This window comes from Amycolatopsis minnesotensis (assembly GCF_039529815.1).
Classification (GTDB): domain Bacteria; phylum Actinomycetota; class Actinomycetes; order Mycobacteriales; family Pseudonocardiaceae; genus Amycolatopsis; species Amycolatopsis minnesotensis.
Genome location: NZ_BAAANN010000009.1, coordinates 52,832 through 79,426, shown reverse-complemented (window position 1 = coordinate 79,426; position 26,595 = coordinate 52,832). Strand labels below are relative to the sequence as shown.

The 26,595-nt window shown below is 69.8% G+C and carries 22 protein-coding genes; 10 read left to right on the top strand and 12 right to left on the bottom strand.

All coding sequences use genetic code 11. The annotated features are described in order from the left end of the window. Window positions 1-182: 182 nt before the first annotated feature. On the bottom strand, window positions 183-1,634 hold the full coding sequence (locus ABD256_RS13130; protein WP_344417311.1) for a glutamate synthase subunit beta: 1,452 nt from the start codon (window positions 1,632-1,634) through the stop codon (window positions 183-185). Then, on the bottom strand, window positions 1,627-6,174 hold the full coding sequence (gene gltB / locus ABD256_RS13125; protein ID WP_344417309.1) for a glutamate synthase large subunit: 4,548 nt from the start codon (window positions 6,172-6,174) through the stop codon (window positions 1,627-1,629). The genes ABD256_RS13130 and gltB overlap by 8 nt, the downstream gene beginning before the upstream one ends. A gap of 584 nt (window positions 6,175-6,758) precedes the next feature. Here gltB and ABD256_RS13120 point away from each other — a divergent pair. Next, on the top strand, window positions 6,759-7,391 hold the full coding sequence (locus ABD256_RS13120) for a YigZ family protein (protein WP_344417307.1): 633 nt from the start codon (window positions 6,759-6,761) through the stop codon (window positions 7,389-7,391). Between the two features lie 574 nt (window positions 7,392-7,965). Here the strand turns inward: ABD256_RS13120 and ABD256_RS13115 are convergent. The 3 genes from ABD256_RS13115 to ABD256_RS13105 form a co-directional block, all read right to left on the bottom strand. Continuing rightward, window positions 7,966-8,235, bottom strand: a complete 270-nt coding sequence (locus tag ABD256_RS13115; RefSeq protein WP_344417305.1) for a hypothetical protein — start codon at window positions 8,233-8,235, stop codon at window positions 7,966-7,968. A 206-nt stretch (window positions 8,236-8,441) separates the two neighbouring features. Next, entirely contained in the window at window positions 8,442-9,230 is a 789-nt protein-coding gene (locus ABD256_RS13110) for a 2-keto-4-pentenoate hydratase (protein ID WP_344417303.1), read from the bottom strand. Continuing rightward, a complete protein-coding gene (locus ABD256_RS13105; protein WP_344417301.1) occupies window positions 9,227-10,027 on the bottom strand; it encodes a 2-keto-4-pentenoate hydratase in 801 nt (266 codons plus the stop codon). The genes ABD256_RS13110 and ABD256_RS13105 overlap by 4 nt, the downstream gene beginning before the upstream one ends. On the opposite strand from ABD256_RS13105, the gene ABD256_RS13100 reads away from it, so the two are divergent. From ABD256_RS13100 to ABD256_RS13090, 3 genes are read left to right on the top strand one after another with little or no spacing between them, the layout of a single operon-like run. Then, window positions 10,026-12,959, top strand: a complete 2,934-nt coding sequence (locus ABD256_RS13100) for an FAD-binding and (Fe-S)-binding domain-containing protein (RefSeq protein WP_425546442.1) — start codon at window positions 10,026-10,028, stop codon at window positions 12,957-12,959. The genes ABD256_RS13105 and ABD256_RS13100 overlap by 2 nt on opposite strands. Beyond that, window positions 12,956-14,092 carry a CaiB/BaiF CoA transferase family protein gene (locus ABD256_RS13095; RefSeq protein ID WP_344417300.1) on the top strand — a complete coding sequence of 379 codons (1,137 nt, stop codon included), beginning with the start codon at window positions 12,956-12,958 and terminating at the stop codon, window positions 14,090-14,092. The genes ABD256_RS13100 and ABD256_RS13095 overlap by 4 nt, the downstream gene beginning before the upstream one ends. Further along, the gene (locus ABD256_RS13090; RefSeq protein ID WP_344417298.1) at window positions 14,089-14,730 is read left to right on the top strand and encodes a class I SAM-dependent methyltransferase; all 642 of its coding nucleotides are present in this window, start codon (window positions 14,089-14,091) and stop codon (window positions 14,728-14,730) included. The genes ABD256_RS13095 and ABD256_RS13090 overlap by 4 nt, the downstream gene beginning before the upstream one ends. On the opposite strand, the gene ABD256_RS13085 is transcribed toward ABD256_RS13090, so the two are convergent. Beyond that, window positions 14,727-15,308 (bottom strand): TetR/AcrR family transcriptional regulator, encoded by a 582-nt coding sequence (locus ABD256_RS13085; RefSeq protein ID WP_344417296.1) that lies wholly within the window; start codon window positions 15,306-15,308, stop codon window positions 14,727-14,729. The genes ABD256_RS13090 and ABD256_RS13085 overlap by 4 nt on opposite strands. A 77-nt stretch (window positions 15,309-15,385) precedes the next feature. On the opposite strand from ABD256_RS13085, the gene ABD256_RS13080 reads away from it, so the two are divergent. Further along, window positions 15,386-16,252: an SDR family oxidoreductase gene (locus ABD256_RS13080; protein ID WP_344417294.1), complete on the top strand. Its 867-nt coding sequence runs from the start codon at window positions 15,386-15,388 to the stop codon at window positions 16,250-16,252. Window positions 16,253-16,458: 206 nt separating this feature from the next. Then, the gene (locus tag ABD256_RS13075; protein WP_344417292.1) at window positions 16,459-16,734 is read left to right on the top strand and encodes a hypothetical protein; all 276 of its coding nucleotides are present in this window, start codon (window positions 16,459-16,461) and stop codon (window positions 16,732-16,734) included. 245 nt (window positions 16,735-16,979) lie between these two features. Here ABD256_RS13075 and ABD256_RS13070 read toward each other — a convergent pair whose 3' ends face one another. From ABD256_RS13070 to ABD256_RS13055, 4 genes are all read right to left on the bottom strand, one after another. Then, the gene (locus ABD256_RS13070; protein ID WP_344417290.1) at window positions 16,980-18,236 is read right to left on the bottom strand and encodes an HNH endonuclease signature motif containing protein; all 1,257 of its coding nucleotides are present in this window, start codon (window positions 18,234-18,236) and stop codon (window positions 16,980-16,982) included. Window positions 18,237-18,245: 9 nt separating this feature from the next. After that, window positions 18,246-18,650, bottom strand: coding sequence for a hypothetical protein (locus ABD256_RS13065; protein WP_344417288.1), 405 nt, complete (start codon window positions 18,648-18,650; stop codon window positions 18,246-18,248). A gap of 111 nt (window positions 18,651-18,761) precedes the next feature. Beyond that, window positions 18,762-19,040: a DUF6444 domain-containing protein gene (locus tag ABD256_RS44385; protein WP_425546441.1), complete on the bottom strand. Its 279-nt coding sequence runs from the start codon at window positions 19,038-19,040 to the stop codon at window positions 18,762-18,764. Between the two features lie 207 nt (window positions 19,041-19,247). Then, window positions 19,248-19,826: a TetR family transcriptional regulator gene (locus ABD256_RS13055; RefSeq protein WP_344417655.1), complete on the bottom strand. Its 579-nt coding sequence runs from the start codon at window positions 19,824-19,826 to the stop codon at window positions 19,248-19,250. Between the two features lie 137 nt (window positions 19,827-19,963). Here ABD256_RS13055 and ABD256_RS13050 point away from each other — a divergent pair, with 137 nt between their 5' ends. The 4 genes from ABD256_RS13050 to ABD256_RS13035 all read left to right on the top strand — a co-directional run bounded on the left by ABD256_RS13050 (window position 19,964) and on the right by ABD256_RS13035 (window position 24,793). Then, window positions 19,964-21,151: a cytochrome P450 gene (locus ABD256_RS13050; protein WP_344417286.1), complete on the top strand. Its 1,188-nt coding sequence runs from the start codon at window positions 19,964-19,966 to the stop codon at window positions 21,149-21,151. A 5-nt stretch (window positions 21,152-21,156) separates the two neighbouring features. Beyond that, window positions 21,157-21,372: a ferredoxin gene (locus tag ABD256_RS13045; protein WP_344417284.1), complete on the top strand. Its 216-nt coding sequence runs from the start codon at window positions 21,157-21,159 to the stop codon at window positions 21,370-21,372. Window positions 21,373-21,463: 91 nt separating this feature from the next. Further along, the gene (locus ABD256_RS13040) at window positions 21,464-23,212 is read left to right on the top strand and encodes a pyruvate dehydrogenase (RefSeq protein WP_344417282.1); all 1,749 of its coding nucleotides are present in this window, start codon (window positions 21,464-21,466) and stop codon (window positions 23,210-23,212) included. Between the two features lie 126 nt (window positions 23,213-23,338). After that, on the top strand, window positions 23,339-24,793 hold the full coding sequence (locus tag ABD256_RS13035; protein ID WP_344417280.1) for an alpha/beta hydrolase: 1,455 nt from the start codon (window positions 23,339-23,341) through the stop codon (window positions 24,791-24,793). Here ABD256_RS13035 and mtnA read toward each other — a convergent pair. Both mtnA and ABD256_RS13025 read right to left on the bottom strand, forming a co-directional pair. Continuing rightward, on the bottom strand, window positions 24,790-25,761 hold the full coding sequence (gene mtnA / locus ABD256_RS13030; RefSeq protein ID WP_344417278.1) for an S-methyl-5-thioribose-1-phosphate isomerase: 972 nt from the start codon (window positions 25,759-25,761) through the stop codon (window positions 24,790-24,792). The genes ABD256_RS13035 and mtnA overlap by 4 nt on opposite strands. Before the next feature lie 21 nt (window positions 25,762-25,782). Continuing rightward, window positions 25,783-26,562: a PIG-L family deacetylase gene (locus ABD256_RS13025; RefSeq protein ID WP_344417276.1), complete on the bottom strand. Its 780-nt coding sequence runs from the start codon at window positions 26,560-26,562 to the stop codon at window positions 25,783-25,785. Between the last annotated feature and the right edge of the window lie 33 nt (window positions 26,563-26,595).

The window sequence follows — 26,595 nt, the reverse complement described above, 5'->3', positions numbered from 1 at the left end:
GGCACGAGATGGTGCCACAGCCAGAGCCCGTTAACAAATGTTGACAGTGTCGTTTGTCGCGCTGGCCGGGTCGGCGGGTGCGTCCGGTGGGCTCGCCTTTGGCGTCGCGCGGGGTGGGCAGCCGTGGGGCTCCGGCTTCGTTGACGAAGCCCCACGGCTGGTCTGGGGGTTGCCCGATCGGGCTAGGAGATCGGCCTGTCCGTCGGGGCGATCGGGGCGGGGAGCACGTCCCGGCCGGTGAGGTACGCGTCCGCGCCCGCGGCGGCCGAGCGGCCCTCCGCGATCGCCCACACGATCAGCGACTGGCCGCGGCCCATGTCACCCGCGACGAACACGTTGTCCAGGCTGGTCTTGAAGTTCGCGTCGCGCCGCACGTTGCCGCGCTCGTCCAGCTCCACGTCCAGCTCGGCCAGCAGGCCCTCGCGCTGCGGCCCGAGGAACCCCATCGCGAGCAGCACGAGCTGCGCGGGCAGCTCCTGCTCGGTGCCCTCGACCGGTACGAACTTCCCGTCCTCGCGACGCACCTCCACCAGCGAGAGCGCGCGGAGGTTCCCGTCTTCGTCGGCGAGGAACTCCTGCGTGTTCACCGAGTACAGGCGCTCGCCGCCCTCTTCGTGCGCCGACGAGACGCGGTAGATCATCGGGTAGGTCGGCCACGGGTTCGCGTCCGGGCGCGCCTCCGGCGGCTTCGGCATGATTTCGAGCTGCGTCACCGACTTCGCGCCCTGGCGGTGCGCCGTGCCGACGCAGTCCGCGCCGGTGTCGCCGCCGCCGATGACCACCACGTGCTTGCCCTCGGCGCTGATCGGCGAGGTCTCCAGCTCACCGCACGCGACCCGGTTCGCCGGGGGCAGGTACTCCATCGCCTGGTAGACGCCCTCGTGCTCGCGGCCGTCGATCGGCAGGTCGCGCCACGCGGTCGCGCCACCGGCCAGCACCACCGCGTCGTAGGACCCCGTGAGCTCCTCGACCGTGAGGTCGACGCCGACGTTCACGCTCGTGCGGAACTCCGTGCCCTCGGCCCGCATCTGGTCCAGCCTGCGATCGAGACGGTGCTTCTCCATCTTGAACTCGGGGATGCCGTACCGGAGCAGGCCGCCGATCTTGTCGGCCCGCTCGAACACCACCACGTCGTGCCCGGCCCTGGTGAGCTGCTGCGCCGCGGCCAGCCCCGACGGGCCGGACCCGACCACGGCGACCTTCTTGCCGGTGCGGGTCTCCGGCACCTGCGGGGTGACCCAGCCCTCCTCGAAGGCGCGGTCGACGATCGAGATCTCGACGCGCTTGATCGTCACCGGGTCGTCGTTGATGCCGAGCACGCACGCGGTCTCGCACGGCGCCGGGCACAGCGTCCCGGTGAACTCCGGGAAGTTGTTGGTCGCGTGCAGCCGCTCGATCGCGTCCTGCCAGTCCTGCCGCCACACCAGCGTGTTCCACTCGGGGATGAGGTTTCCCAGCGGACAACCCTGGTGGCAGAACGGGATGCCGCAGTCCATGCAGCGGCCCGCCTGCTTCTCCAGCTTCGTGGTCGCGAAGTCCTCGTAGACCTCGCGCCAGTCCATCAGCCGCAACGGAACCGGCCGCCTGGTCGGAAGTTCCCGTTCGGTCGTCAGAAAACCCTTGGGGTCAGCCATGAGCCGCCTCCATGATCGCCTCGTTCACGTCGCGGCCTTCGCGCTCCGCCGCCGCCTGCGCCGCGAGCACCCGCTTGTAGTCCTTCGGCATGACCTTCGAGAACCGGTCGACGCCACTGTCCCAGTCGGCGAGCAGCGCGCGCGCCACGCTCGACTCCGTCTCCACGAAGTGCCGTTCCACGGTCTCCCGCAGGAAGTCCGCGTCGTCGCCGTCGAGCGGGTCGAGGTCGACCATCTCGCCGTTGACGCGGCGGCCGTCGAGGTCGAGCACGTAGGCGACGCCGCCGGACATCCCGGCCGCGAAGTTCCGGCCGGTCGGCCCGAGCACCACCACGCGCCCGCCGGTCATGTACTCGCAGCCGTGGTCGCCGACGCCTTCGACGACCGCGACCGCGCCGGAGTTGCGCACGCAGAACCGCTCGCCGACCTTGCCGCGCAGGAACAGTTCACCGCTCGTGGCGCCGTAGCCGATCACGTTGCCCGCGATGATGTGCTCCTCGGCGGCGAACTGCGCGTCCGCCGACGGGCGCACCACGATCCGGCCGCCCGAAAGGCCCTTGCCGACGTAGTCGTTGCCGTCGCCGACGAGCCGCAGCGTGATGCCCTTCGGCAGGAACGCGCCGAACGACTGGCCCGCGGTGCCGGTGAAGGTCACGTCGATCGTGTCGTCGGGCAGCCCTTCGCCGCCCCACCGCTTGGTCAGCTCGGAGCCGAGCATGGTGCCCACGGTCCGGTTGACGTTGCGGACGGGCAGTTCGAGGCGCACCTTGTCGCCCGAGCTGAGCGCGCCCTCGGCGAGCTGGATGAGCGTGTTGTCGAGCGCCTTGTCCAGCCCGTGGTCCTGCGCCACGACCTGGTGGCGCGCGGCGCGCGGCTCCAGCTCGGGCACGTGGAAGATCGGCGTCAGGTCGAGGCCCTCGGCCTTCCAGTGCTCGACGGCCTTGCGCTTGTCGAGTACCTCCGCGTGCCCGACCGCCTCGGCGATCGACCGGAAACCCAGCTCCGCCAGGTACTCCCGCACCTCCTGCGCGATGAACTCGAAGAAGTTCACGACGTAGTCGGCCTTGCCGCTGAACTTGGCGCGCAGCTTGGGGTTCTGCGTCGCCACACCCACCGGACAGGTGTCGAGGTGGCACACGCGCATCATGATGCAGCCGGACACCACCAGCGGCGCGGTCGCGAACCCGAACTCCTCGGCGCCGAGCAGCGCCGCGATGACCACGTCGCGGCCGGTCTTGAGCTGGCCGTCGGTCTGCACCACGATCCGGTCGCGGAGCCGGTTCGCCAGCAGCGTCTGCTGCGTCTCGGCGAGCCCCAGTTCCCACGGGCCGCCCGCGTGCTTGATCGACGACAGCGGCGAAGCGCCCGTCCCGCCGTCGTGGCCGGAGATGAGCACGACGTCCGCGTGCGCCTTGGACACGCCCGCGGCGACCGTCCCGACGCCGACCTCGGACACCAGCTTCACGTGGATGCGCGCGTCCGGGTTGGCGTTCTTGAGGTCGTGGATGAGCTGGGCCAGGTCTTCGATCGAGTAGATGTCGTGGTGCGGCGGCGGGGAGATCAGCCCGACGCCCGGCGTGGAGAACCGCGTCTTCGCGATCCACGGGTACACCTTCGCGCCGGGGAGCTGCCCGCCCTCGCCCGGCTTCGCGCCCTGCGCCATCTTGATCTGGATGTCGTCCGCGTTGACCAGGTACTCGCTGGTCACGCCGAACCGCCCGCTCGCGACCTGCTTCACCGCGGAACGGCGCTCCGGGTCGTAGAGCCGTTCGGGGTCTTCGCCGCCCTCGCCGGTGTTCGACTTGCCGCCGATCCGGTTCATCGCGATCGCCAGGGTCTGGTGCATCTCCATCGAGATCGAGCCGTAGGAGATCGCGCCGGTGGCGAACCGCTTGACGATCTCGGAGACCGGTTCGACCTCGTCGATAGACACAGCTCGGCGCTCGTTTTTCTTGAAGTCGAACAGCCCGCGCAGCGTCAGCAGCTTCTCGGACTGGTCGTTGACCGCCTTCGTGTACTCCTTGAAGACCTCGTACTTCCCGGCCCGCGTCGAATGCTGGAGCTTGAACACGGTCTGCGGGTTGAACAGGTGCGGTTCGCCCTCGCGGCGCCACTGGTAGTCGGCACCGGTTTCGAGTTCGCGGTGGCTCGCGCGCACGCCGTCACGCGGGTAGGCGCGGCGGTGCCGTTCGTGCACTTCCCTCGCCAGCGTCTCGAATCCGACGCCGCCGAGGCGCGAAGTCGTTCCGGTGAAACAGTTTTCGATGACTTCCGCGCCGAGCCCGATCGCCTCGAAGATCTGCGCGCCGGTGTAGGAGGCGACCGTCGAAACGCCCATCTTCGACATCGTCTTGCGGACGCCCTTGCCGAGCGCCTTGATCAGGTTCCGCGTCGCGTGCTTCGCGTCGACACCGGGGATCAGGCCCTGCTGAGCCATTTCCTCCACGGTCGCCATCGCCATGTACGGGTTGACCGCGGCCACGCCGTACCCGATGAGCAGCGCGATGTGGTGCACCTCGCGCGCGTCGCCGGACTCGACCACGAGCCCGACCTGCGTGCGGGTCTTCTCGCGCACCAGGTGGTGGTGCACCGCGCCGGTGAGCAGCAGCGACGGGATCGCCGCGTGCTTCTCGTCGACACCGCGGTCCGACAGCACGATGAGCCGCGCGCCGTCCTCGATCGCCTCGGACACCTCGGTGCGGATTTCGTCGAGCCTGCGCACGAGCGCCTCGCCGCCGCCGTCGACGTCGTACCGGCCCAGCACGGTGACCGCCTGGAACTCGGGGAGATCGCCGTCGTCGTTGGCGTGCACGAGCTTCGCCAGCTCGTCGTTGTCCAGCACCGGGAACGGCAGCACGATCCGGCGGCAGGACTCCGCGCTGGCGTCGAGCAGGTTCGGCTCCGCGCCGAGCTGGGTGCCGAGCGCGGTCACCAGCTCCTCGCGGATCGCGTCCAGTGGCGGGTTGGTGACCTGGGCGAAGAGCTGGATGAAGTAGTCGAAGAGCTGCCTGGGCCTGCTGGACAGCGAGGCCAGCGGCGAGTCGTTGCCCATCGACCCGATCGGCTCGGCGCCGGTGCGGGCCATCGGCTGCAGCAGCACGTCGAGCTCTTCTTCGGTGTAGCCGAACGCCTGCTGCCGGCGGACCAGCGAATGGTGCGTCGGCACTTCGCGGTCGCGTTCCGGCAGGTCGTCGAGGTGCAGCAGGCCCTTTCCGACCCACTCGCCGTACGGGTGCTCCGCGGCGAGCCCGCCCTTGATCTCCTCGTCGTCGATGATCCGGCCCTCGGCGGTGTCGACGAGGAACATGCGGCCCGGTTCGAGCCTGCCCTTGCGGACGATGCTCGACGGTTCGATCTCCAGCACGCCGACCTCGCTGGCCAGCACCACGAGCCCGTCCTCGGTCACCCAGTACCGCGCCGGGCGCAGGCCGTTGCGGTCGAGCACCGCGCCGATCTGGGTGCCGTCGGTGAACGACACCAGCGCGGGGCCGTCCCACGGCTCCATCAGCGTCGAGTGGAACTCGTAGAACGCGCGGCGGGCGGGATCCATCTCCTCGTGGTTTTCCCACGCCTCGGGGATCATCATCAGCACCGAATGCGGCAGGCTCCGGCCACCGAGGTGCAGCAGTTCGAGCACCTCGTCGAAGGAGGCGGAGTCGCTCGCGCCGCGCGTGATGATCGGGTAGATCCGCTCCAGCTCGCCGGGGATGAGCCCCGATTCGAGCATCGACTCCCGCGCGTCCATCCAGTTCCGGTTGCCGCGCAAGGTGTTGATCTCGCCGTTGTGCGCGACGTACCGGTACGGGTGCGCCAGCGGCCACGACGGGAAGGTGTTGGTGGAGAACCGGGAGTGCACGAGCCCGATCGCGCTCACCACGCGCTCGTCGGAGAGGTCGCCGAAGAACAGCTCGACCTGCGGCTCGGTGAGCATTCCCTTGTAGACGATCGTGCGCGAGGAAAGGCTGGGGAAGTACGCGCCGGTGGTGCCGTCGACATCGGCGTCGGCGAGTTCGTGCTCGACCCGCTTGCGCACGCAGAACGCGAGCCGTTCCAACGCGAGGTCCCGCACGCCCGGTTCGCGCGCGGTGACGAAGAGCTGCGTGAAGTACGGCATCGTCGTCGCGGCCGTCGGCCCGCAGTGTTCGGCGTGCACCGGCAGCTCGCGCCAGCCGAGCACCTGCATGCCCTCTTCGGCGGCGATGCGCTCGATCGTCGTCATCGCCCGGCCGCGGCACTTTTCGTCCCTCGGCAGGAATGCGGTGCCCACCGCGTAGGCGCCCGGCTCGGGCAGGGTGAAGTCGACGACCTCGCGGTAGAACGCGTCGGGAACCTGGATGAGGATCCCGGCGCCGTCGCCGGTGTCCGGCTCGGCGCCCCTGGCGCCGCGGTGTTCGAGGTTGCGCAGCGCGACCAGCGCCTTGCGCACGATGCTGTGGTCTCGTCGTCCGGCGAGGTCGGCCACGAAGGCCACACCGCAGGCGTCGTGCTCGTACTGCTCGTCGTACAGCCCCTCGCGGGGCTTGTGTGCGTGGCGGGTCACGGCTGGCCGCCTCCCAAGGCGTCGGCGCGACCGAGTTCACCCGAAAGTGCGGGATTCCGGGGAATCTGCCGCACTTGCTAACGGGGCCACTCGGGACCGCGATTGGTCAGTCGAGAGATGCGTGAGCTCCTGGCGGGCTCTTGGCGGGAAGGCCCGCAGGCATCATCGAGGCCACACTGCGCTGGGTGGCCGATGGACACACGTCATTGTGCGTCGCACTGGCTGTACGCGCCTGGTCTCTGACCCGATGTGGTGGTGGGCCGGACGGCGCGTTCCTTCGTCTCCGGGTTCGCCGGGTCTAACGACGATAGTGTGAATTCGCTGTTACCGACATACGTCGCTCGACGCGCGTGGGAAATGCCACGTCTGCGTTGACTTGTTACCTTTCGGTCCACATCGCGGACGCAGACGTCTCGTCACCTGGAACGATACCCGGCTGACCTGCTTCTTTCCACTGAACGGATACCAGCCAGTAGGACCAGTGCGGTCTCAGGTCCGCACCGCGTGTCCGTTTTGTGGTCCTGGCTGACCCTAACGTCCCGTAATCAGACTGTGACTAACTGGCTCAATGAAAGAGTGCCCGTGTGGATGACGAGTACCGCACCGTAGCCACCGCGACCGTGCACGAGATCGAGGTGCGCCGCTCGCGGTTCCTGTGCGCCCTCGCCCCGGCGGGCACCGAGGAACGGGCGCGCGAGGTGATCGCCACCCGCCGCAAGGCCGAGCCGGCCGCCCGGCACCACTGCCACGCGTTCGTGCTCGGCGCCGACGGCAGGACCCAGCGCTCGAACGACGACGGTGAACCGGCGGGCACGGCGGGCGCGCCGATGCTCGAGGTGCTCCGGCGCCGGGAGCTGACGAACACCGTCGCCGTGGTCACGCGGTACTTCGGCGGCGTGCTGCTCGGGGCGGGCGGCCTCATCCGGGCCTACGGGCAGGCGGTCGCCGACGCACTCGACGAGGCGGGCACCGCGCGGTACCGGCGGCTGCGGGTGATCGCGGTGACCGTGGACTACGGCAGGGCCGGCCGCGTGGAGAACGACCTGCGCGAGTCGCCGTACCCGCTGCAGGGGACGTCCTTCGGCGCCGAGGCCAGGTTCGAGGTGGGCGTCCGCGGCACCGAACTGGACGAGTTCACGCACTGGCTGGCCGATCGGACCGGCGGCGCCGCGCGCACCGAAGAGGCCGGGGAGCACTGGATCCGCCTGGACCCGTGACCCTCTTACGGGGATGCATGCCTTGGCTCGTCATGCCCCGAAGGATGCTCTTACAGAGGCCAAGGCAAGATTCGCTGCGCATGTCCTGAAGGTGCCCTTGAGGGAATCTGGCGCCCTGAAGGGCACCTTCAGGGCATCAGCGGCACCATGGCGCGTGCCGTGAGGGGCGAGATCACGGCGTCAGATTCCCCGAAGGCGCCCTTCAGGGACCCAGCCCCGGGCGGCTCCCCGCTTCCGCCACCCATCTCACCGGAATCGACGCGCGCATCGTCACTGTGACCTTCGGGGACTCAGATGCCGTCAAGGTCACCTTCAGGGCGTGAGCGGCTCCGGCCGCGTGCTCGCGAAGGCGGAGAAATTGGCGCTGGATGCCCCGAGGTCACCTTCAGGGTGCGCGGAACGGGCTGGAGACAGGGGAGCGCCCCGGTGTGGTGTCCGGTCGACGCGTCACTTGCCCCCAGACAAGCACGCGTCGCCGCGCCGGACACCACACCGGGGCGCTTTTGTACCCCCGGGGCGAGTCTTACTACGGGGTGGCCGGTGTGGTCCCGGCCATCCCTGCTCGCGTAAAGCTCTAAGCGGCGATCGTGGCGGCGAGGTAGGCGGCCAGCGCGGCCGCGCCCTCTTCGCTGATGATGGCCGGTACCCGCGCACCCGGGCGCCCTTCGCGGACCGGAACGATGAATCCGCGGTTGGCGAGCTGGTGTGCGGTGGTCTGGTCGCAGCAGGCGAGCCCGTCGATGAACAGGTCCGGCTCGGAGCTGCAGGTGATCTCGGCAGTGCCCAGCGCCACCGCGCGGAGGGTGGCGCGTTCCCGATAGTTCAGTTCGCTCTCTTGAGGCATCTGGTGCCTCCTCCCTGTACCCCCAGTAAAACTCGGGACTACGACAGTTTCAGCTACCGTCGCCGGTATGTCTCGAATCTCGTTGAGATTTAGGGAACATTTAGGGGTATTCCCCGACCTTCGTCGGGTAGTGGTGAAATCGCCCTCCACCAGGGCGTGGACGGACGGTGACCGCGCGTTCGCCCGCCGTGGTCTGGACCAGCCGGTCAGGTTCGCCCGCAGTCGAGGGTGACGGTGCCGAGCGAGGTGAACTGGGCCGCGACGCGCCCGCCCGCGGCCGACGGCACCGCGTCGGTCATCCCGCCGGTGAGCACCACCCAGCCCGCTTCCAGTCGTGAACCCCGTTCACCGAGCAGGTTCGCGGCCAGTGCGAGCGCCTCGGCGGGGTGTCCCTGCACCGCGGCGCCGGTCGCACTGTCCACAACGGACCCGTCGACCTCCAGCAGGCAGGCTTCGAGCGCGAGGTCCAGACCACGCGGGGCGGCGGCGACGGAACCGAGCGTGAACAGGCTCGACGACCCGTTGTCGGCGACCGCGTCCGCAATGGTGAACTGGTAGCCGTCGAACCGGCTGTCGATCATTTCCAGCCCGGCGTGCACGGTGTCGACAGCGGCCAGCGCGGCCGCCGCGGTGACACCGGGCCCGGCCAGGGCGCGGCTGAGCGTGAACGCGATCTCGGGCTCCACGCGCGGGTGAATCAGCCCGGCGCCCGGCAGCGGGGCCCCGGCCGGCAGCACCATCGCGTCGGTGAGCCACGCGACGATCGGCCGGTCGGCGCCCATCCGCTCCCGCTCGGCCTTCGAGGTCAGCCCGAGCTTCACGCCGACGACCCGTTCACCGCGGGCCACCCGGATCCGCAGCGCCTCGTCCTGCACGGCGTAGGCGGTACGCAGGTCGAGCCCGGCCCACTCGCCGGTGAGCGACGGCCGCGCCGTCGCGGTGCGCTCGGCTGCCAGCAGCGCTTCGGCGGCGCTGGTGACGGTCCACCCGGTCATCGGTCGTCCTCCTGCCGGTCGAAGACGGCGGTGACGGTGCCGAGCCCGGCGACCGCGGCGACCACGGTGTCGCCCGGCGAGACCCCGATCGCGCCGGTCATCGAACCGGGCAGGATCACGTGCCCCGGTTCGAGGCTGACGCCGAGCGGGCCGACGGTGTTCGCCAGCCACACCAGGGCGTTGAGCGGTGAGCCGAGCACCGCGCCGCCTGCCCCGGTCGCGGCGAGCGCGCCGTTCGAGTGCAGCGTGCACCCGGCCAGCCTCAGGTCCACTGTGGACAAAAGGGTGGGCCTGCTGCCGAGCACCACCCCGCCGGACGACGCGTTGTCCGCCACGGTGTCCACAATGGAGATCCGCCAGTCGGCGATCCGCGAGTCCACGATCTCCAGCGCGGGCAGGACGAAGTCCACCGCGCGCACCGCGTCCGCGGCGGTCACCCCCGGCCCGGTCAGCTCGCGGTTCAGTACGAACGCGATCTCCGGCTCGATCCTCGGCTGCAGGAAGCCGCGGTGCGGGATCGGCTGGTGTTCGAGGTGGAACATGCCGCCGGTGAGGTGGCCGTAGTCCGGCTGGTCGACGCCCATCTGCCGCTGCATCGCCGCCGAGGCCAGCCCTACCTTGTGGCCCTTGACCACCTCGCCCGCCCGTGCCCACTCGCGGACCTGGGCGAGCTGGATCCGGTAGGCGTCGCCGAGGGTCGCGCCGGGATGGGATTCGACGATCGGCCGGATCGGGGTGCCGGTGGCGTAGGCGCGCGCGAGCGCGTCCGCCGCGTCCCGCACGGAGGCGTCGTCCATGGCCGTGACTCTGCTCGGCGCGCCGGGCGCGCGCAACACGATTGTTCCACTGGGCGGAACGGGAACAATGGGGCTCGTGCGTGAACAACTCCGGCGGCTGCTCACCGGCCGCGTGACGGGCGAGGTCTTCTTCGACGCGGGAAGCCTGGCGCTCTACACCACCGACGCCTCCAACTACCGGCACGTCCCGGCGGGTGTGGTGCGGCCGGGAACCCTCGACGACGTGCACGCGACCGTCGCGGCCTGCCGAGAACTCGGCGTTCCGCTGACCGCGCGCGGCGGTGGCACCAGCGTCGCGGGCAACTCGTGCGGGCCGGGCCTGATCCTCGACTTCTCGCGCCACCTCGGCGGGGTGCACCAGCTCGATCCGGGTGCGCGCCGGGCCCGTGTCGCGCCGGGCACCGTCCTCGACGACCTGCAGGCGCTCGCCGCCCCGCACGGCCTGCGGTTCGGGCCCGACCCGTCGACGCACAGCCGCTGCACGATCGGCGGCATGATCGGCAACAACGCGTGCGGGTCGCATTCGGTCGCGTGGGGCCGCACCGCGGACACCGTGGCGGGCATGGACGTCCTGCTATACGACGGGACCGCGCTCAGCCTCGGCGCCACTACTCCGTCCGAAGTGGACCGGCGCGCCGCGCTCGAGGGCACCGAGGGCCGCGTGTTCACCGAGCTGCGGTCGCTCGTGCGGGACAACCTCGCGTTGCTGCGCACCGAACTGTCGACCTGGCCACGCCGGGTGTCCGGGTACGGTCTCGAACACCTGTTGCCGGAGAACGGGTTCGACGTCGCGAAGGCGCTCGTCGGCAGTGAGGGCACCTGCGTCACGGTGCTCGGCGCGACGCTCGACCTCGCCGAGCTGCCGAAGCACAAAGTGCTGGCGGTACTGGGATTCTCGGCCGATATCGCGGCCGCCGACGCGGTGCCCGCGATCCTTCCGTGGTCCCCGCTGACCGTCGAAGGCGTCGACGCCGAGCTGGTCGCGCTGCTTTCCCGGGGTGGCGCGGCCGACCTCCCGCCCGGCGGCGCGTGGCTCTTCGTGGAGCTGGCCGGTTCGACGCCCGCCGAAGCCGAACAGCGCGCGAACGAGCTGGCGAAGGAGCTGTCGGACCAGGTCACCGGCCATCTCGTGCTCACCGACCCGGCCGCCCAGCGCAAGCTCTGGCGCATCCGCGAGGAGGGTGCCGGGCTCGCGACCCGGCTCACCGGCGGTGCCGAGGCGTGGCCGGGCTGGGAGGACGCGGCGGTGCCGCCCGAACGGCTCGGCGCCTACCTGCGCGATTTCAAGGACCTCATGCGCGAACACGGCAGGCGCAGCGTCGTGTACGGCCACTACGGCGAGGGCTGCCTGCACATGCGCCTCGACTTCGACCTGCTGTCGGCGCGGGGAAAAGCGGGTTTCCGCGCGTTCCTCGAACAGGCCGCCGATCTCGTCGCCTCGCACGGCGGATCGCTTTCCGGTGAGCACGGCGACGGCCAGGCGCGGTCCGAGCTGCTGTCCCGGATGTACTCGCGCGAGGTGCTCGACCTGTTCGCGCGCTTCAAGGGGATCTTCGACCCGGACGGCAGGATGAACCCCGGCATCCTCGTCGATCCGCGTCCGGTCGACGCGGACCTGCGCCCGCGCCGCGCGCCCGCGTCGATGGAGTCGGTGACCTTCCTCGGCTACCCCGAGGACCACGGCAGCTTCGGCGAGGCGATGCGCCGGTGCGTCGGCGTCGGAAAGTGCCGTAACACCGGTGGAAGTGGGGTGATGTGCCCGAGCTACCGGGCCACGCGCGAGGAGAAGCACTCCACGCGGGGGCGAGCACACCTGCTCGCCGAGATGATCAACGGCGAGGTGATCACCGACGGCTGGCGCTCGGAGGAAGTGCGTGAGGCGCTCGACCTGTGCCTTTCGTGCAAGGGCTGTCTCTCGGACTGCCCGGTCGATGTCGACATGGCGACTTACAAGGCGGAGTTCTACCACCAGCACTACCGCGGCAGGCTCCGCCCGGCGTCGCACTACTCGATGGGCTGGCTGCCGCTGTGGCTGCGGTTGGCCGCGCTCGCGCCCGGCGCGGCCAACCGGGTGACCGCGAGCAGGGCGTCGGCGCTGCTCAAGCGACTCGGCGGGATCGCGCCCGAGCGCGACCTCCCGTCGTTCGCGCCGCGCCCGTTCACGCGGGCGCGCAAGGAACTGCGCGGTGCGCGGCCGGGAACCGGGAAGCCGGTCGTGCTGTGGCCGGACTCGTTCAACAACTACTTCACCCCCGACGTGCTCGACGCCGCGGCGGAGGTGCTGACCGCGGCCGGGTACCACGTGGTGCTGCCGCACAAGGGCGTCTGCTGCGGGCTGACCTGGGTGTCCACCGGGCAGCTCGGCACCGCGCGCAAGGTGCTCACCAGGACCCTCGCCGTGCTGAAGCCGTACCTCGAAGCCGGTTACGACGTGGTGGGGCTGGAGCCGAGCTGCACCGCGCTCTTCCGCGGCGACCTTCCCGCGCTGGTGCCAGACGACCCGGCCGCGGCGCTGCTCGCCTCGCGGACGAAGACCTTCGCCGAGATGATCGCCGGTTCGCCGATTCCGCTCGGCGCGCTCGACGTCGACGCGATCACGCAGGTGCACTGCCACCAGCACGCCGTGCTCGGGTTCGAGGCGGACGAAGAAGCGCTGGCCATGGCCGGCGTCCGGAACTCCACTTTGGACTCCGGATGTTGCGGGCTGGCGGGGAACTTCGGCTTCGAACGCGGGCACTACGACGTGTCGATCGCCTGCGCGGAGGATCGGATGCTGCCCGCGATCCGCGCCGCGGACCCGGACACGGTGGTCGTTTCGGACGGGTTCAGCTGCCGGACGCAGATCGCGGGGGAGTCCGATCGCACCGCCGTTCACCTGGCCGAGGTGCTGCGCCGCGCCTACCGTCTCGAACAGGAGGGGAATCTCGGATGAACGCACTTCCGCTCGACGGCGTCGTGGTGGTGGCGCTCGAACAGGCCGTCGCCGCGCCGTTCGCGACCAGGCAGCTCGGCGACCTCGGCGCGCGCGTGATCAAGATCGAGCGGCCGGGTACCGGTGATTTCGCCCGTGCCTACGACGAAACCGTGCACGGGCAGTCGAGCCACTTCGTCTGGCTCAACCGCAACAAGGAGAGCATCGCGCTCGATCTCAAGGACGAGGCCGACCGCGCGGTCGCCGCGGGTCTCGTCGCGAAAGCGGACGTGTTCGTGCAGAACCTCGCTCCCGGCGCGTCCGCGAGGCTCGGCCTCGACGCGGAGACCGTCCGCGCCGGGAATCCGGGGCTGATCGTGTGCACGATCAGCGGGTACGGGTCGAGCGGGCCGTACCGGGAGAAGAAGGCGTACGACCTGCTCGTGCAGTGCGAAGCCGGTGTCGTGTCGCTGACCGGGACCCCCGACGCGCCGGCTAAGGCGGGTATCCCGGTGGCCGACATCGCCGCCGGGATGTACGCCTACAGTGGAATCCTGGCCGCGCTCTACGAACGCGAGCGCACCGGAGCCGGTGCTTCGCTCGAAGTGTCCATGTTGGACTCGCTGGCCGAGTGGGCCGGTTTTCCCTACTACTTCGCCAATTACGGCGGAACTCCACCGCCGCGCAACGGCGCCAAGCACGCCGCGATCGCACCGTACGGACCGTACACAGTGGACGACGGCGTGGTGTTCATCGGCGTCCAGAACGAACGCGAGTGGGTCGCGTTGTGCGAAAAGGTCCTGGGCCGCCCGGAGCTGGCTGAGCGGTTCGCCGGAAACACCGCACGCGTCGCCAACGACGCCGAGCTGACAGCCATCATCGAAGGCGTACTGGCGAATGTTCCCGCCGCCGAGGTGGAGTCGCGTTTGGACGCCGCGGGCATCGCGAACGCGCGCATGCGAACCATGGCGGAGTTCGCCGAACACCCCCAGTTCGCCGCACGCGACCGCTGGCGGCGCGTCGGCACCCCCGCCGGTGAGGTGAGCGCGCTGATGCCTCCCGGGGTACCACCCGGCCGCGAACCGAGGATGGATCCCGTCCCGGCGCTGGGGCAGCACTCCGCGGCCATCCGCGCCGAATTCGGGCGGTCATGAGCGCACTTCCGCCGGACTACGACTCCGAACCGTGCCGGTGGCAGGGCTGGCGGTCGCGGCGGGACGTGCACGATCTCATCGCTCCGGACCTGCGGGGTCCCGTACTGGACATCGGGTGCGGCGAAGGCAGGCTCGCCTCCTTGCTCGCCGACGACGTCTCCTGGGTCGGCGTCGACTCGTCACCGACCCAGCTCGCGACGAACCCGCACCGGCCGGTGGCGCTGGCGGACATGCGGGCGCTCCCGTTCCGCGACGCCGTTTTCGCCGAGGTGACCCATCTGTGGTGCCTCTACCACGTCGCCGACCCGATGCCCGCCATCGCCGAGGCGGCCCGCGTGCTCCGCCCCGGCGGCGCCTACTACGCCTGCACTTCCTCGCGCGGCAACGATCCCGAACTCATGCCGGAGGGCTACCCCGCCACGACGTTCGACGCCGAGGACGCGGCCGAGATCGTGGGCGCCGCGTTCGGCGAGGTCACGGTGGAACGCTGGAACCAGCCGTTCTCCTCGATCGAAACCCGGGAAGAGCTTCGAGCGTACTGCCGCCACCACTACGTGCCTTTCGATCGGGCCGAACGAGTGGACCTCCCGTTGTGGTTGACGAAGCGGGGCTGTCTCGTCCGCGCCGTGAAGCGCTAGGTGCGCTCCGCCGGGGCGGTGCCGGACTTGATCGCGTCGACCAGCATGTGCACGAGCTGGTCCCCGTCGACCTGCCACTTCTCCTTCGCCAGGTGGCCGCTGAGCTCCAGTCCCGCGATCCCGTGCGCGCTCGACATCAGCAGGGCGCCGTAGCGGCGGGCGTCGGATTCGCCGACCAGATCGGCGACGATGACGAGGAACTGGTTCTCCACGCGGCTCGCGGCCGCGGCGGCCTCCGGGTCGTCCACCGGGGTGTCGAACATCAGCGCGTACAGGTGCGGCTGCCGCCTGCCGACCCCGATGAGCGCCAGCAGGGCGCTCTCCAGCCGCGCGCCCGGGGTGGCGTCCCGTAGCTGTTCCACCGTGTCCGCCAGCGAGTTCCAGGCGTTGATGGCGAGTTCGGTCAGCAAGTGCGCCTTGTGCTCGAAGTGCCCGTAGGGTGCGCCGCGCGAGACCCCGGCGCGGGCCCCCACCGCGCGGAGCGTCACCGCGTCGGGGCCTCCCTCGTCGAGCAGATCGGAGGCGGCACGCACGAGAGCGCTCCGGGTCGCTGCGGCAGCTTCAGCTCGCGTCACCATGGCGCCGATCGTAGTTGACAGTGTCACATGAGCGCGGCACAGTGGTTGATATGACAACGTCACATCAAACTGGGATCATGGTCGTCACCGGCGCCTCGACGGGCATGGGTACCGCGACCGCCCGCGAGCTGGCCGCTCGCGGCTACCACGTACTGGCCGGTGTCCGCCGGGAGCGCGACGCGGACGCGATCCGGGCCGATGGCATCGAGCCGGTGATCCTCGACATCACGCGCCCCGAGCACGTCCAGGCTCTCGTCGACCGCATCGCCGCCGACCCGCGCCGCCGCCCGCTCCGCGCCCTCGTCAACAACGCGGGCATCTCGGTCAACGCACCGGTCGAAGCCCTCCCGCTGGCCGAGTGGCGGCGGCTGTTCGACGTCAACCTGTTCGGGCACGTCGCGGTCACGCAAGCGCTGCTGCCCTTCCTGCACCGGAGCGGCGGCAGGATCGTGAACATCAGCTCGGTCGGCGGAAAGGTCGCGCTGCCCACCTACGGCGCCTACGCGGGCGCGAAGTTCGCCCTCGAAGCGGTCAGCGACTCGCTTCGCCGCGAACTCACCCCGCACGGCGTTCAGGTCGCCGTGGTCGAACCTGGTGCCGTGCGGACCGAGATGGCCGGCCGGGGCGCCGCCACCGCGACCGAACTGGCCGAGAAAATGGCCCCCGAACACCAGCAGCGGTACGGCGGGCTGGTGAAAGCCATCGTCGCCCACTCGCTGGCGTTCACCAGGACCGGCCTGCCCGCGAGCAAGGCTGGCTCGATCGTCGCCAAGGCCGCCACCGCGCGCCGACCGCGCACCCGCTACGCCATCGGCCGCGACGCGGCCCTGCTGACCCGCCTCACGCGCTTCCTCCCCGACCGGATCCTCGACCGGGTCGTCGCAGCGACCCTCCGGGCATACCTGCCCGAGAAGGCACGGCGCGTGGCCCCGGCAGTGGCCTGATCCATTGTGGACATGCAGGATCGGCCACGGCGGGGATCAGGCGCGCTAGCGGGGTTTCGCGGGTGCCGCTGGTGCGGTCGGTGCGGTAGCGGGTGATCTGGAAAACTGTTGCCGCGTCCGGGAGATCGAGATCGTCCGGGGCGGGCAGGCTTTCTATGGTGCGTTGTTCGAGACGACCGTGCCCGATGCCGGTGCTGGTGTGATGGGTGGCCTGGGGCCAGGGCGACGCGGACAGGCGGGCGGTGCTGGTTTTCCTCGACGGTGACCACATAACCGGCTCCTCGCCCGGCGAGATAGGTGCCGAGTCCTCGGGTGGTGTGCAGCGCGTCCGCGGTCACCACCCCGTCAAGGTCGAGGTCATCGAGCAGTGGCCGCATCCACGAGATCTCTCTGGTGCCCACCGTGACCTGCCTCTGGGCCAGCACGGTCCCGCCGTCATGGGTGAGCAGGTGCACACCCCGGCCCCGCCGGTACGGGCGTAGCTGCCGCGCAGGGGCTTGCCATCCACCCCGGCCAGCACGCGATGCACCGTGGCCTCATCCGGCACCCGATACCTCCCCGACCGGCGGCACCACGGTGCACCCGGCATCACGAGCACCCGCTGCGGAGCATGGGCTCTCTCGCGGATCGTGGGCTTCGACAACCACGTGATCACCACGACAGAGCCGTGCTCGCCCGCAACGACACGACTTTGCCGGAACCCCGGCCGGTATGGCGGGACTCCCGGTTAGGCGGCGCGGGGTTGGGCGGTGTGGATGGTGTTGGTTCTGGGTTTTCGCCAGGGGTCGAGGAATGCTGGTGGGGTGAATTCGGGGTGGCCGTTGACCATGCGGAGTGTCCAGTCGCTGTTGTGCAGCAGGCGGTGGTGGTAACCGCACAACAGCACGAGATTACCCAGGTCGGTCTTGCCGCCCGCGTGCCACGGCAACACATGGTGCGCTTCGCAATGTCTCGGCTTGCGGGAACACCCCGGGAAGGCGCATCCGCAGTCGCGGATGGCGAGCATGTATCGGATCGCTTCGGTCACCAGGCGCTTGGCCCGTCCCATTTCCAGGGGCTGTCCCGCACCGTCGAGGATGGCGGGGATGATTTTACAGTCGCAGGCGAGGATGCGGGCTTCGCTGGCGGTGATGTCGGTGACCATGTCCAGACACGCCTTGCCGAGCTTCGCTTTGAGGTCGTTCAGGGTGATGGTGACGATGAGGTCCGCGCGGGTGCCGCTGCGGTTGGGGGACTCGGGGTGGCTGGCGGCGAGGGTGACCATTTCCATGAACGCGTCCCCGTTGCGCTCGGCCTGCCCGCACACCAAAGGGTTATCGCTCGGATCGTCCTTGCGGGGCTTCGCGAGTGGCTCCAGCAAGGCAAGGGTCTTCGCCCCGGAGATCGGGTCGAGGTAGCCGTCGAATTTGATGGAGCCGTCTTTGCGGGTGTGCCACCGCATCGACCGTGCCGGTTCAGGAGTCTCGCGGGGTTCGGCGCCATCGGGATCAAGCGTGTCCCGTAGCCGTTGGCATCCTTGGGCAAGCTCGGACATACCGGCGTTGCGGGCGAGGTCGACCAGAGTCCTCTCGGTCCTCTCCCGCTCTTCCACCGACACCGTGGCCGGGATGGACCGCAGGGCCGCCACGATCGCGTCCGCGTGCTGTGGCGAGATCGCACCCTCAGCCGCCGCCTGCCCGGTCAGTGGTGCGGCGGCGGGAATCTCCGCGCCACCGACGCCGTGGCTGGGGTTGAGGGCGATCGCCCGCGCGACCATCTTCCGCACCGCCGCCGACGAGGTCCGCGCGATCTCCGCCACCAACGCCGTCGTGGACGCATACCCCAGTTCGCGCGAGCCGCCGTTGTCGAGGTCGGCGATGATCCGGTAGACCCGCGATTCCTGCTGCCACAAGGACATCAACTCGTCCCGCAGCAGGGCGGCTTTCTCACGCGCGGTGAGTTGCCACAGCTCCCGCTGCGGTACAAGGGAAGAAGTCTCGGACACCCCACCATTCTACCCCGAATTCGCCCAAACGTTCGATGTCTCATCTGGGGTAATATTCGGGTTGTTGTGAGTTTTGTTGGTAGCCAAGGGTTTCCGGTTATGACGGTGAAGATGTGGACGTTGTTCTTGACGAAAGTCGAGTTGTAGACGCGGACGCGGAGCCAGGTGTGGGGGCAGCGATCGCGAACCGTGGCCAGCCGTGTTCGAGGTGGGTTTCGCTCGCGGCGACCAGCTCGCGCAGATGGCTGTCCGTATCGCCTGGGTGACCTGGTCGTCGAAGTCGTCCAGTTCGGCCGCGATCGGCGACAGGACCCCGGCGACCCAGCCGGTCGAGACCAGCAGGCCCATCCGATCCGCCAGCAACTGCGCGGTCCGGGCGACCGGAATGTGCTGATAGGTCAGCAGATCCACCACCTACCGACACGTCACACCAACCACCTACAACCCCTTACCCGACCTGAATAGTTACCATCCGGGGTAACTATTCAGGTTGTGTGAGTTTTGTTGGTAGCCAAGGGTTTCCGGTTATGACGGTGAGGATGTGGACGTTGTTCTTGACGAAAGTCGAGTTGTAGACGCGGACGCGGAGCCAGGTGTGAGCGCGTGTCGGGTGCGCCAGCCGCCGGAGATTTCGAGCTTGGACCGTGTCGTCCGCCAGCGACAGGCTCGCCCTGGCGCTCCCGGCTGCTTGCCCCGCTTACGATCGGTCTTGTCGCGCAACGACTTCGGGTTCGGCTTGTTGAACCGGCCCGACGACGGCGGCATCGACGAATTACCCGAATTCGCACCAGGGTGACGCTTCAACTCGGCAACCTCACGCCGACCTGGAAGTTACCATCCGGGCGAACCTCAAAACGAAGTCCAAAGTGGACCACTGGGAAATCGTTGCGGGACAAGAAACAACGCAGTCGGCGGCCAGGCTGCGCAAGCCGTCATCCTCCGGTCCAAAGCAATCAGTAAACTGCCACCCAACACGACGACCGGCGCCGAGTGTCCCCGAAAGAACAGAAATCAAGTCTCGTCGATGCGTTCGAGAAGAGTCCGGGAAGCATCGAGGACGAGCTTCACGATCCGATCCGCTTCCGCCCCTGCCAACGGGTCCTTTTCCGTGATGTCCCGCAGGAAGCTGATGCCGACCAGCCAGGCCAGGACCAGGTCCGCGCGCAGGTCGGCGTCTTCGGCGCCGGTGAGCGAGGCCAGTGCGCGCGTGTATTCCTCGCCGAGGCGTTGGCGGGTGGCGGATCCTGCCTCGTTGCTCCCCGTCGAGCGGAGGAAGACCCGGAGCGTGTGGTTGCGTTCGCCGCCGGTTTCGGAGGTGAGCAGGTTGCGCAGCACGGTTTCCAGGAGCACTTCGGGTTTGGTGGTGGCGATCTGCTCGTGGCCGCCGCGCGCGATCGCTTCTTCGAAAAGGGATTCCTTCGAGCCGAAGTAGCGGAAAAGCAGTGCCTGGTTGACGCCGGCCTCCTTGGCGATGTCCCGCACGGTCGTCCGGTCGAAGCCGCGGTCGGCGAACATCGTCGTCGCCGCGTCGAGCAGTGCTTCGCGGGTGGCTGCCGAGTCGCGACGCCGGGCCCGCTGCTCTTCGGTCACCGAATCCACCTCGAAACGCGCTTTGCCGGTCAAGGCGGACACCGTAACCCGGATGCTTCGCGTAACGGCGTTGACGCGGGCAGTGACCCAGCCTACGGTTGTAAGCAGCTGCTTACATCGTTGACGAGGAGCTTCCAGTGACCACCACGTCCGAACCCGTCGCCTATCCGTTCAACGAAGCCGAGGGGCTGGAGCTGAACGAGGCCTACACCGCCGCACGCGAGGCCGACGGCCTCATCCGCGTCAAACTCCAGTTCGGGGAGCCCTCCTGGCTCGCGACGCGATGGGCCGACGCCAGGCTCGTCCTCGGCGACCGCCGGTTCAGCAGGGCGGCCGCGGGCGAGCACGACCAGCCGCGTTCGCAGCCGACGGCCTCGCAACAGGGCATTCTGTCGATGGACCCGCCGGATCACACCCGGCTGCGCACGCTGGTCACGAAGGCGTTCACCGTGCGGCGCGTCGAGGAGATGCGCCCCCGCGTGCGCGAAATCGCCGAGGGGCTCGTCGATGACCTGATCGCGATGGGCTCCCCGGTCGATCTGGTGGAGAACTTCGCGCTTTCCCTGCCGGTGGTGGTCATCTGCGAGCTGCTCGGGGTACCGATGGCCGACCGCCCCCAGTTCCGCGCGTGGAGCGACAGCGCGCTGTCCACCAGCAGCCTCACCGCCGACGAGTTCGAGCAGAACCGCGAGGAGCTGCGCGGGTACATGCGCGGGCTCATCGCGGAGCACCGCGAGCACCCCGCCGACGACCTGATGACCGCGCTCATCGAGGCGCGCGACGACCACGACAAGCTCACCGAGCTGGAACTGGTCGACATGTGCGTCGGCATCCTGGTCGCGGGGCACGAGACGACGGCGACCCAGATCCCGAACTTCGTCTACGTGCTGCTGGAGAACCCCGAGCGGTTCGCCGAGCTGCGCACCGATCCCGGCGTGATCCCGGCGGCGGTGGAGGAGCTGATGCGGTTCGTCCCGCTCGGCGCCGGCGCCAATTTCCCGCGTTACGCCACCGAGGACGTCGAAGTCGGTGGCGTGCTGGTCAAAGCGGGTGAGCCGGTGCTCGTCGCGGTGGGTGCGGCGAACCGCGACCGGCTGCGGTTCGACGCGCCGGAAGAGGTGAAGTTCGACCGCGACGGCATGCAGCACCTCGGGTTCGGGCACGGCGTGCACCACTGCCTCGGCGCGCCGCTGGCGAGGGTCGAGCTGCAGGAGGCGCTGCGCGCGCTGTCCGCACGGCTGCCCGGCCTGTATCTTTCGGGCGACATCGTCTGGAAGACGCAGATGCTCGTGCGCGGACCGCGCACGATGCCGGTTGGATGGTGAAAAACGTGAGCTGGCGGGTTGAGGTTGACGGGTCCACGTGCATTTCCTCGGGGATGTGCGCGGCGCTCGCGCCGGACAAGTTCGAGCTCGGTGACGAGCACGCCGTCGCGTTGCAGCCGGAGGTGGACGAGGACGAAGAGGTGCTCGACGTCGCCGACTCGTGCCCGGCGATGGCGATCACGGTGACCGACGGCGAGAAGGTGGTCGGCCCCCGGGACTGAGGCGTGCCCGCCGTCTCGCCCACGCGATGGTGTGATGGGCGAGACGGCCGGACGTGCTGCGAAGATCGGTTTCCCGGCTAGGATCGGGACAATGACAACGGTTGCGGACCAGCTCATCGACGTCCTCGTCCAGGCGGGGGTCCGGCGCATCTACGGTGTCGTCGGCGACAGCCTCAACCCGGTGGTCGACGCGATCCGGCGCAGCGGCGGCTCGGCCAACGGCGGCATCGACTGGGTGCACGTGCGCAACGAGGAGGCGGGCGCGTTCGCCGCGGCCGCCGAGGCCCAGCTCACCGGCCAGCTCGCGGTGTGCGCGGGAAGCTGCGGTCCCGGCAACCTGCACCTGCTGCAGGGCGTGTTCGACGCGCACCGTTCGGGCGCCCCGGTGCTGGCGATCGCGTCGCACATCCCGGCTGCCCAGATCGGCACCGGGTTCTTCCAGGAAACCCATCCCCAGCACCTGTTCGGGGAGTGCTCCCACTACTGCGAGCTGGTCAGCAGGCCGGAGCAGATGCCGAGGCTCGCGCGCATCGCCGTGCAGAACGCCGTCGGCAGGCGCGGGGCCGCCGTGCTCGTGCTGCCCGGCGACGTCGCGCACGAGCAGGCGGTGCACCCGACCGGGACGAGCGGGGTGGTCGGCACCCCGCCCGCGATCCTGCCCGCCGACGCCGACGTGGCCCGCCTCGCCGAGCGGATCGAGCGCGCCGAGAAGATCATGATCATGGCGGGCGCCGGTTGCCGCGACGCGCACGACGAGGTCGTCCAGCTCGCCGACACCCTCGGTGCGCCGGTCGGGCATTCCTTGCGCGGCAAGGAGTTCATCCAGTACGACAACCCGTTCGACGTCGGGATGAGCGGCCTGCTCGGCTACGGCGCGTGCTACGACGCGATGCACGCCGCCGACCTGGTGCTGCTGCTCGGCACCGACTTCCCGTACGACAACTTCCTGCCCCAGGCCAACACCGTGCAGGTGGACATCGACGCGGCGCGGATCGGCCGCCGCAGTGTGCTCGAGTTCGGCGTGCTCGGGGACGTCGGCGCGACCATCGGCGCCGTGCTGCCGCGGCTGACCAGGCGCGAGGACCGCACGTTCCTGAACGGAATGCTGCACCGGCACGAACGCGGGCTGCAGAAGGTGGTCGACGCCTACACGAAGAACGTCGAGAAGCACGTGCCGATCCACCCGGAGTACGTCGCCGACGTCCTCGACGACGAAGCGAGCGACGACGCGGTGTTCACAGTGGACACCGGGATGTGCAACGTCTGGTCCGCGCGGTACGTCACGCCGAACGGGCGGCGCAGGCTGCTCGGGTCGTTCGTGCACGGCAGCATGGCGAACGCGCTGCCGCACGCGATCGGCGCGCAGGCGGCGGACCGGTCGCGCCAGGTGATCGCGATGGCGGGCGACGGCGGGCTGTCCATGCTGCTCGGTGAGCTGCTGACGCTGCGGACGCACGCGCTGCCGGTGAAGGTCGTGGTGTTCAACAACTCCTCGCTCGGCATGGTGAAGCTCGAGATGCTGGTGGACGGCCTGCCCGAGTACGGCACCGACCACGAGCACGTGAACTTCGCCGCGATCGCCCAGGGCGCCGGGATCCACGCGCGGCGAGTGGAGGACCCGGCCGATATCCGGGACGGGATCAAGGACCTGCTCGCGCACGACGGCCCCGCCCTGCTGGACGTGGTGACCGACCCGAACGCGCTGTCCATCCCGCCGAACATCACCGCCGCGCAGGTCAAGGGCTTCGCGCTGGCGGTGAGCAGGACCGTGCTCAGCGGCGGCGTCGGCAAGATGCTCCAGCTCGCCAAGTCCAATCTGCGCAACGTGCCGAGGCCGTAGCGATTTTTTCGCGGGCGCCAAGGACGGATGTCACGGGTCGAGAGGTGACATCGCGTCACTGGTCGCCGTGCACCACTGCTGCTGTGCTCATGGGCAGAACCCTGTTCACGGGCATAGGAGGAGCACATGCGGAAATCCGTTCTCGCTGCCGCCGCCATGATGGTGGTGACGGCAGCCCCCGCGTCGGCGGCGACGCCCGGCGCGCTGCGGTGGGGCGCCTGCCCGGCGGATGTCGCCAAACCCGGCCTGGAGTGTTCGACGCTCGACGTTCCGCTGGACTACCGCGATCCCGGCGGGCGGACCATCGAAATCGCGATCTCGCGCATGGCGAGCCCCGACCGCGGAAAGCGCCACGGCGTGCTGCTGACCAACACCGGCGGGCCGGGCGGGGTGGGCCTGGGATTCCCCGCCACCCTGCGGGACAACCTCAAGGTGCCGCGGGAGGTGCTGGACCGGTACGACGTGATCGGGATGGACCCGCGGGGCGTCGGCCACAGCACGCCGGTGACCTGCGACCTGACCCCGGCGGAGCAGCCGACCAACATCCCGATGTTCGCGCGGAACGCCGCCGACGTCGCGGACGAGGCCACCAGGGTCGCCCACGTCGCCGAGAAGTGCGGGGCGTCGGGGACTTCGCGGTTGTTGCCGTACCTGAGCACCGCGAACACCGCGCGCGACATGGACCGCGTTCGCGCCGCGTTGGGTGAGCCGAAGGCGTCCTACTTCGGCATCTCCTACGGCACCTACCTCGGCTCCGTGTACGCGACGATGTTCCCGCACCGCACCGATCGCGTCATGCTCGACAGTGCGACCGGCCCCGGAGGCTGGGACGCCGAGTTCTCGCGGAGCTTCGGGCAAGGCGTGGAGGACCGGTTCCCGGACTTCGCGAAGTTCGCCGTCGCCCATCCCGAGTACGGCCTCGGCACGACGCCGGAACAAGTGCGGGCCAAGTACTTCGACCTCGCCGCGCGGCTGGACGCCAAGCCGAGCCCGGACGGGTACACCGGCAAAGCGTTCCGCTTCGTCACGTTCGCCAACCTCTACTTCGACAAGAAGCTGCCGCTGCTGGCCGAGACCTGGCACGCGCTCGACACCGGTAAACCGGCGCCCGCGCCCGGATCCGATGCCCCCGGCGGGCAGGCGCCACCAGCCGGCATCCCGTCGGACAACTACGTGGCCAGCCAGCTGCACGTGATCTGCAACGACTCCGACTGGCCGCGTTCGGTCGGCACCTACCAGCGCCACGTCGCGATCGACCGCGCCCGCCATCCGCTGTTCGGCGCGGCCGCGGCCGACATCACGCCCTGCGCGTTCTGGCCGTCCAAGTCGATCGAACCGCCGGTCGAGATCACCGGCCGGGGCCCGTCGAACGTGCTGATCCTGCAGAACCTCCGCGATCCGGCCACTTCGCTCGGCGGTGCCAGGAAGCTGCGCGAGGCCTTCGGCGACCGGGCGCGGATGGTGACCGCCGACCAGGGCGGCCACCTCGCGTACCTGTACCTGAACAACCGGTGCCTCAACGACATCGCCACGGAGTTCCTCGCCACCGGCAAGCGGCCCGCACATGACGTCGCCTGCTAGCGCACCCCCTTTTCGGTCACCACGGCGGTGATCAGGGCGGCGGGGGTGACGTCGAAGGCCGGGTTGAAGGCGCGGGCGCTCTCCGGTGCGACCCGGGTACCCGCGAACGACGTCACCTCCGCGCTGTCGCGCTCCTCGACGACGATCGCGGCACCGTCCGGAATGGACTCGTCCACTGTGGACTCCGGCGCGACCACGAAGAACGGGATTCCGTGGTGCGCGGCGGCGAGCGCGAGGGGGTAGGTGCCGATCTTGTTGGCGGTGTCGGAGTTGGCCGCGATCCGGTCGGCACCGACGACGACGCAGTCGACCATGCCCCTGGCGATCGCGGTCGCCGCCGCGGAATCGGGCAGCACCCGGTAGGGGACACCCGCTTCGGCCAGCTCCCACGCGGTCAGGCGGGCGCCCTGCAGCAGCGGGCGCGTCTCGTCGGCGAACACCTGCTCGACCAGCCCTGCCTCGTGCAGGTGCCACACCACGCCGAGCGCGGTGCCCCACGACACGGTCGCCAGCCTGCCCGCGTTGCAGTGGGTGAGCAGGCGCAGCGGCCGTCGTTCGCACCGGCGCAGGACCTCGTCGGCGGCGAGCCGGGAGGCGGCGCGGTTGACCCGCTCGTCCTCGTCGAGGATCGTGCGCGCCTCGGCGAGCACGGCGTCCGGCCCGCCGGCCAGCTTGCCGAGCGCGCGCTCGACACCCCAGCTCAGGTTGACCGCGGTCGGCCTCGCCCCGGCGAGCGCGGTGGCGTCCCGCCGCACGGAATCGAGGTCCTCGCCGTGCGCCCGCGCGGCGAGCGCCACGCCGAGCGCGCCCGCCGCGCCGAGCGCGGGCGCGCCCCGCACGGCGAGCCGCTGGATCGCCGCGATCAGCTCGCCGACGGTGCGCAGCCGCAGCGTCCGGTATTCCACCGGGAGGGCGCACTGGTCGATGATCAGTACCGCGCCGTCGTTCCAGTCGATGGTCCTGCGCACGCTGCCCCTCGTTCCGGTTCGCTAGAGCCCGGCCATGATGTCGGTCTCGGTGATGCCAGGACCCTGCCCGGCGCGGATGAACCACTCGACGCCGAACGCCTCGGCGAAGACCTCGTCCGGCAGGCTCAGGAAGAACGACTCCTCGGAGATCTGGCTCGCGTGCGCCCGCATCGCCTTGCGCTTGTGGGTCAGGTGGTCGCGCACGTCGACGGCGCCGGTCAGCTCCTCCTCCGGCTTCCCGATCTCGAAGTCCGGCGACGGCAGGTCGACGCCTTCGCGGTCGGCGAACGCCTCGGCGCGCTTGCGGAACTCGTCCCGGTTCTGCGTGTTCTGGTACACCCGGGGCGTGCCGGCCAGCTCACCCGCGCGCATGCCGACGCGGTGCACCTGGATGTGGTCGGGGTGGCCGTAGCCGCCGTTGTCGTCGTAGCAGGTGAGGACGTCCGCGTTCTCCTCGACGAGGATGTCCGCGAGCTGGCGCGCCGCCTTCTCCACGTCCGCGGTCCAGAAGGTGCCTTCGTCGTCGTTGGTGGAGTCACCGGCCATGCCGGAGTCGGTGTAGGGCAGGAACTCCACCCTGTCCACGCCGAGGATGTCCGCCGAAGCCTGCGTTTCCTTCACCCTGCGCTCGGTCAGCGTCTCGCCGTCGGCCAGCAGGCCCGGCGGGATCTCACCGAGCTCGCCGCGCGTGGCCACCACGAGCACGACCCGATGCCCTTCTTCGTGTGCCTTGCGCATCACGCCACCGGTCCCGATGCATTCGTCGTCGGGATGGGCGTGGAACGTCACGAGAGTTGCCATGTCGTCGAATTTACTCGAAGGGACCGACAGAAC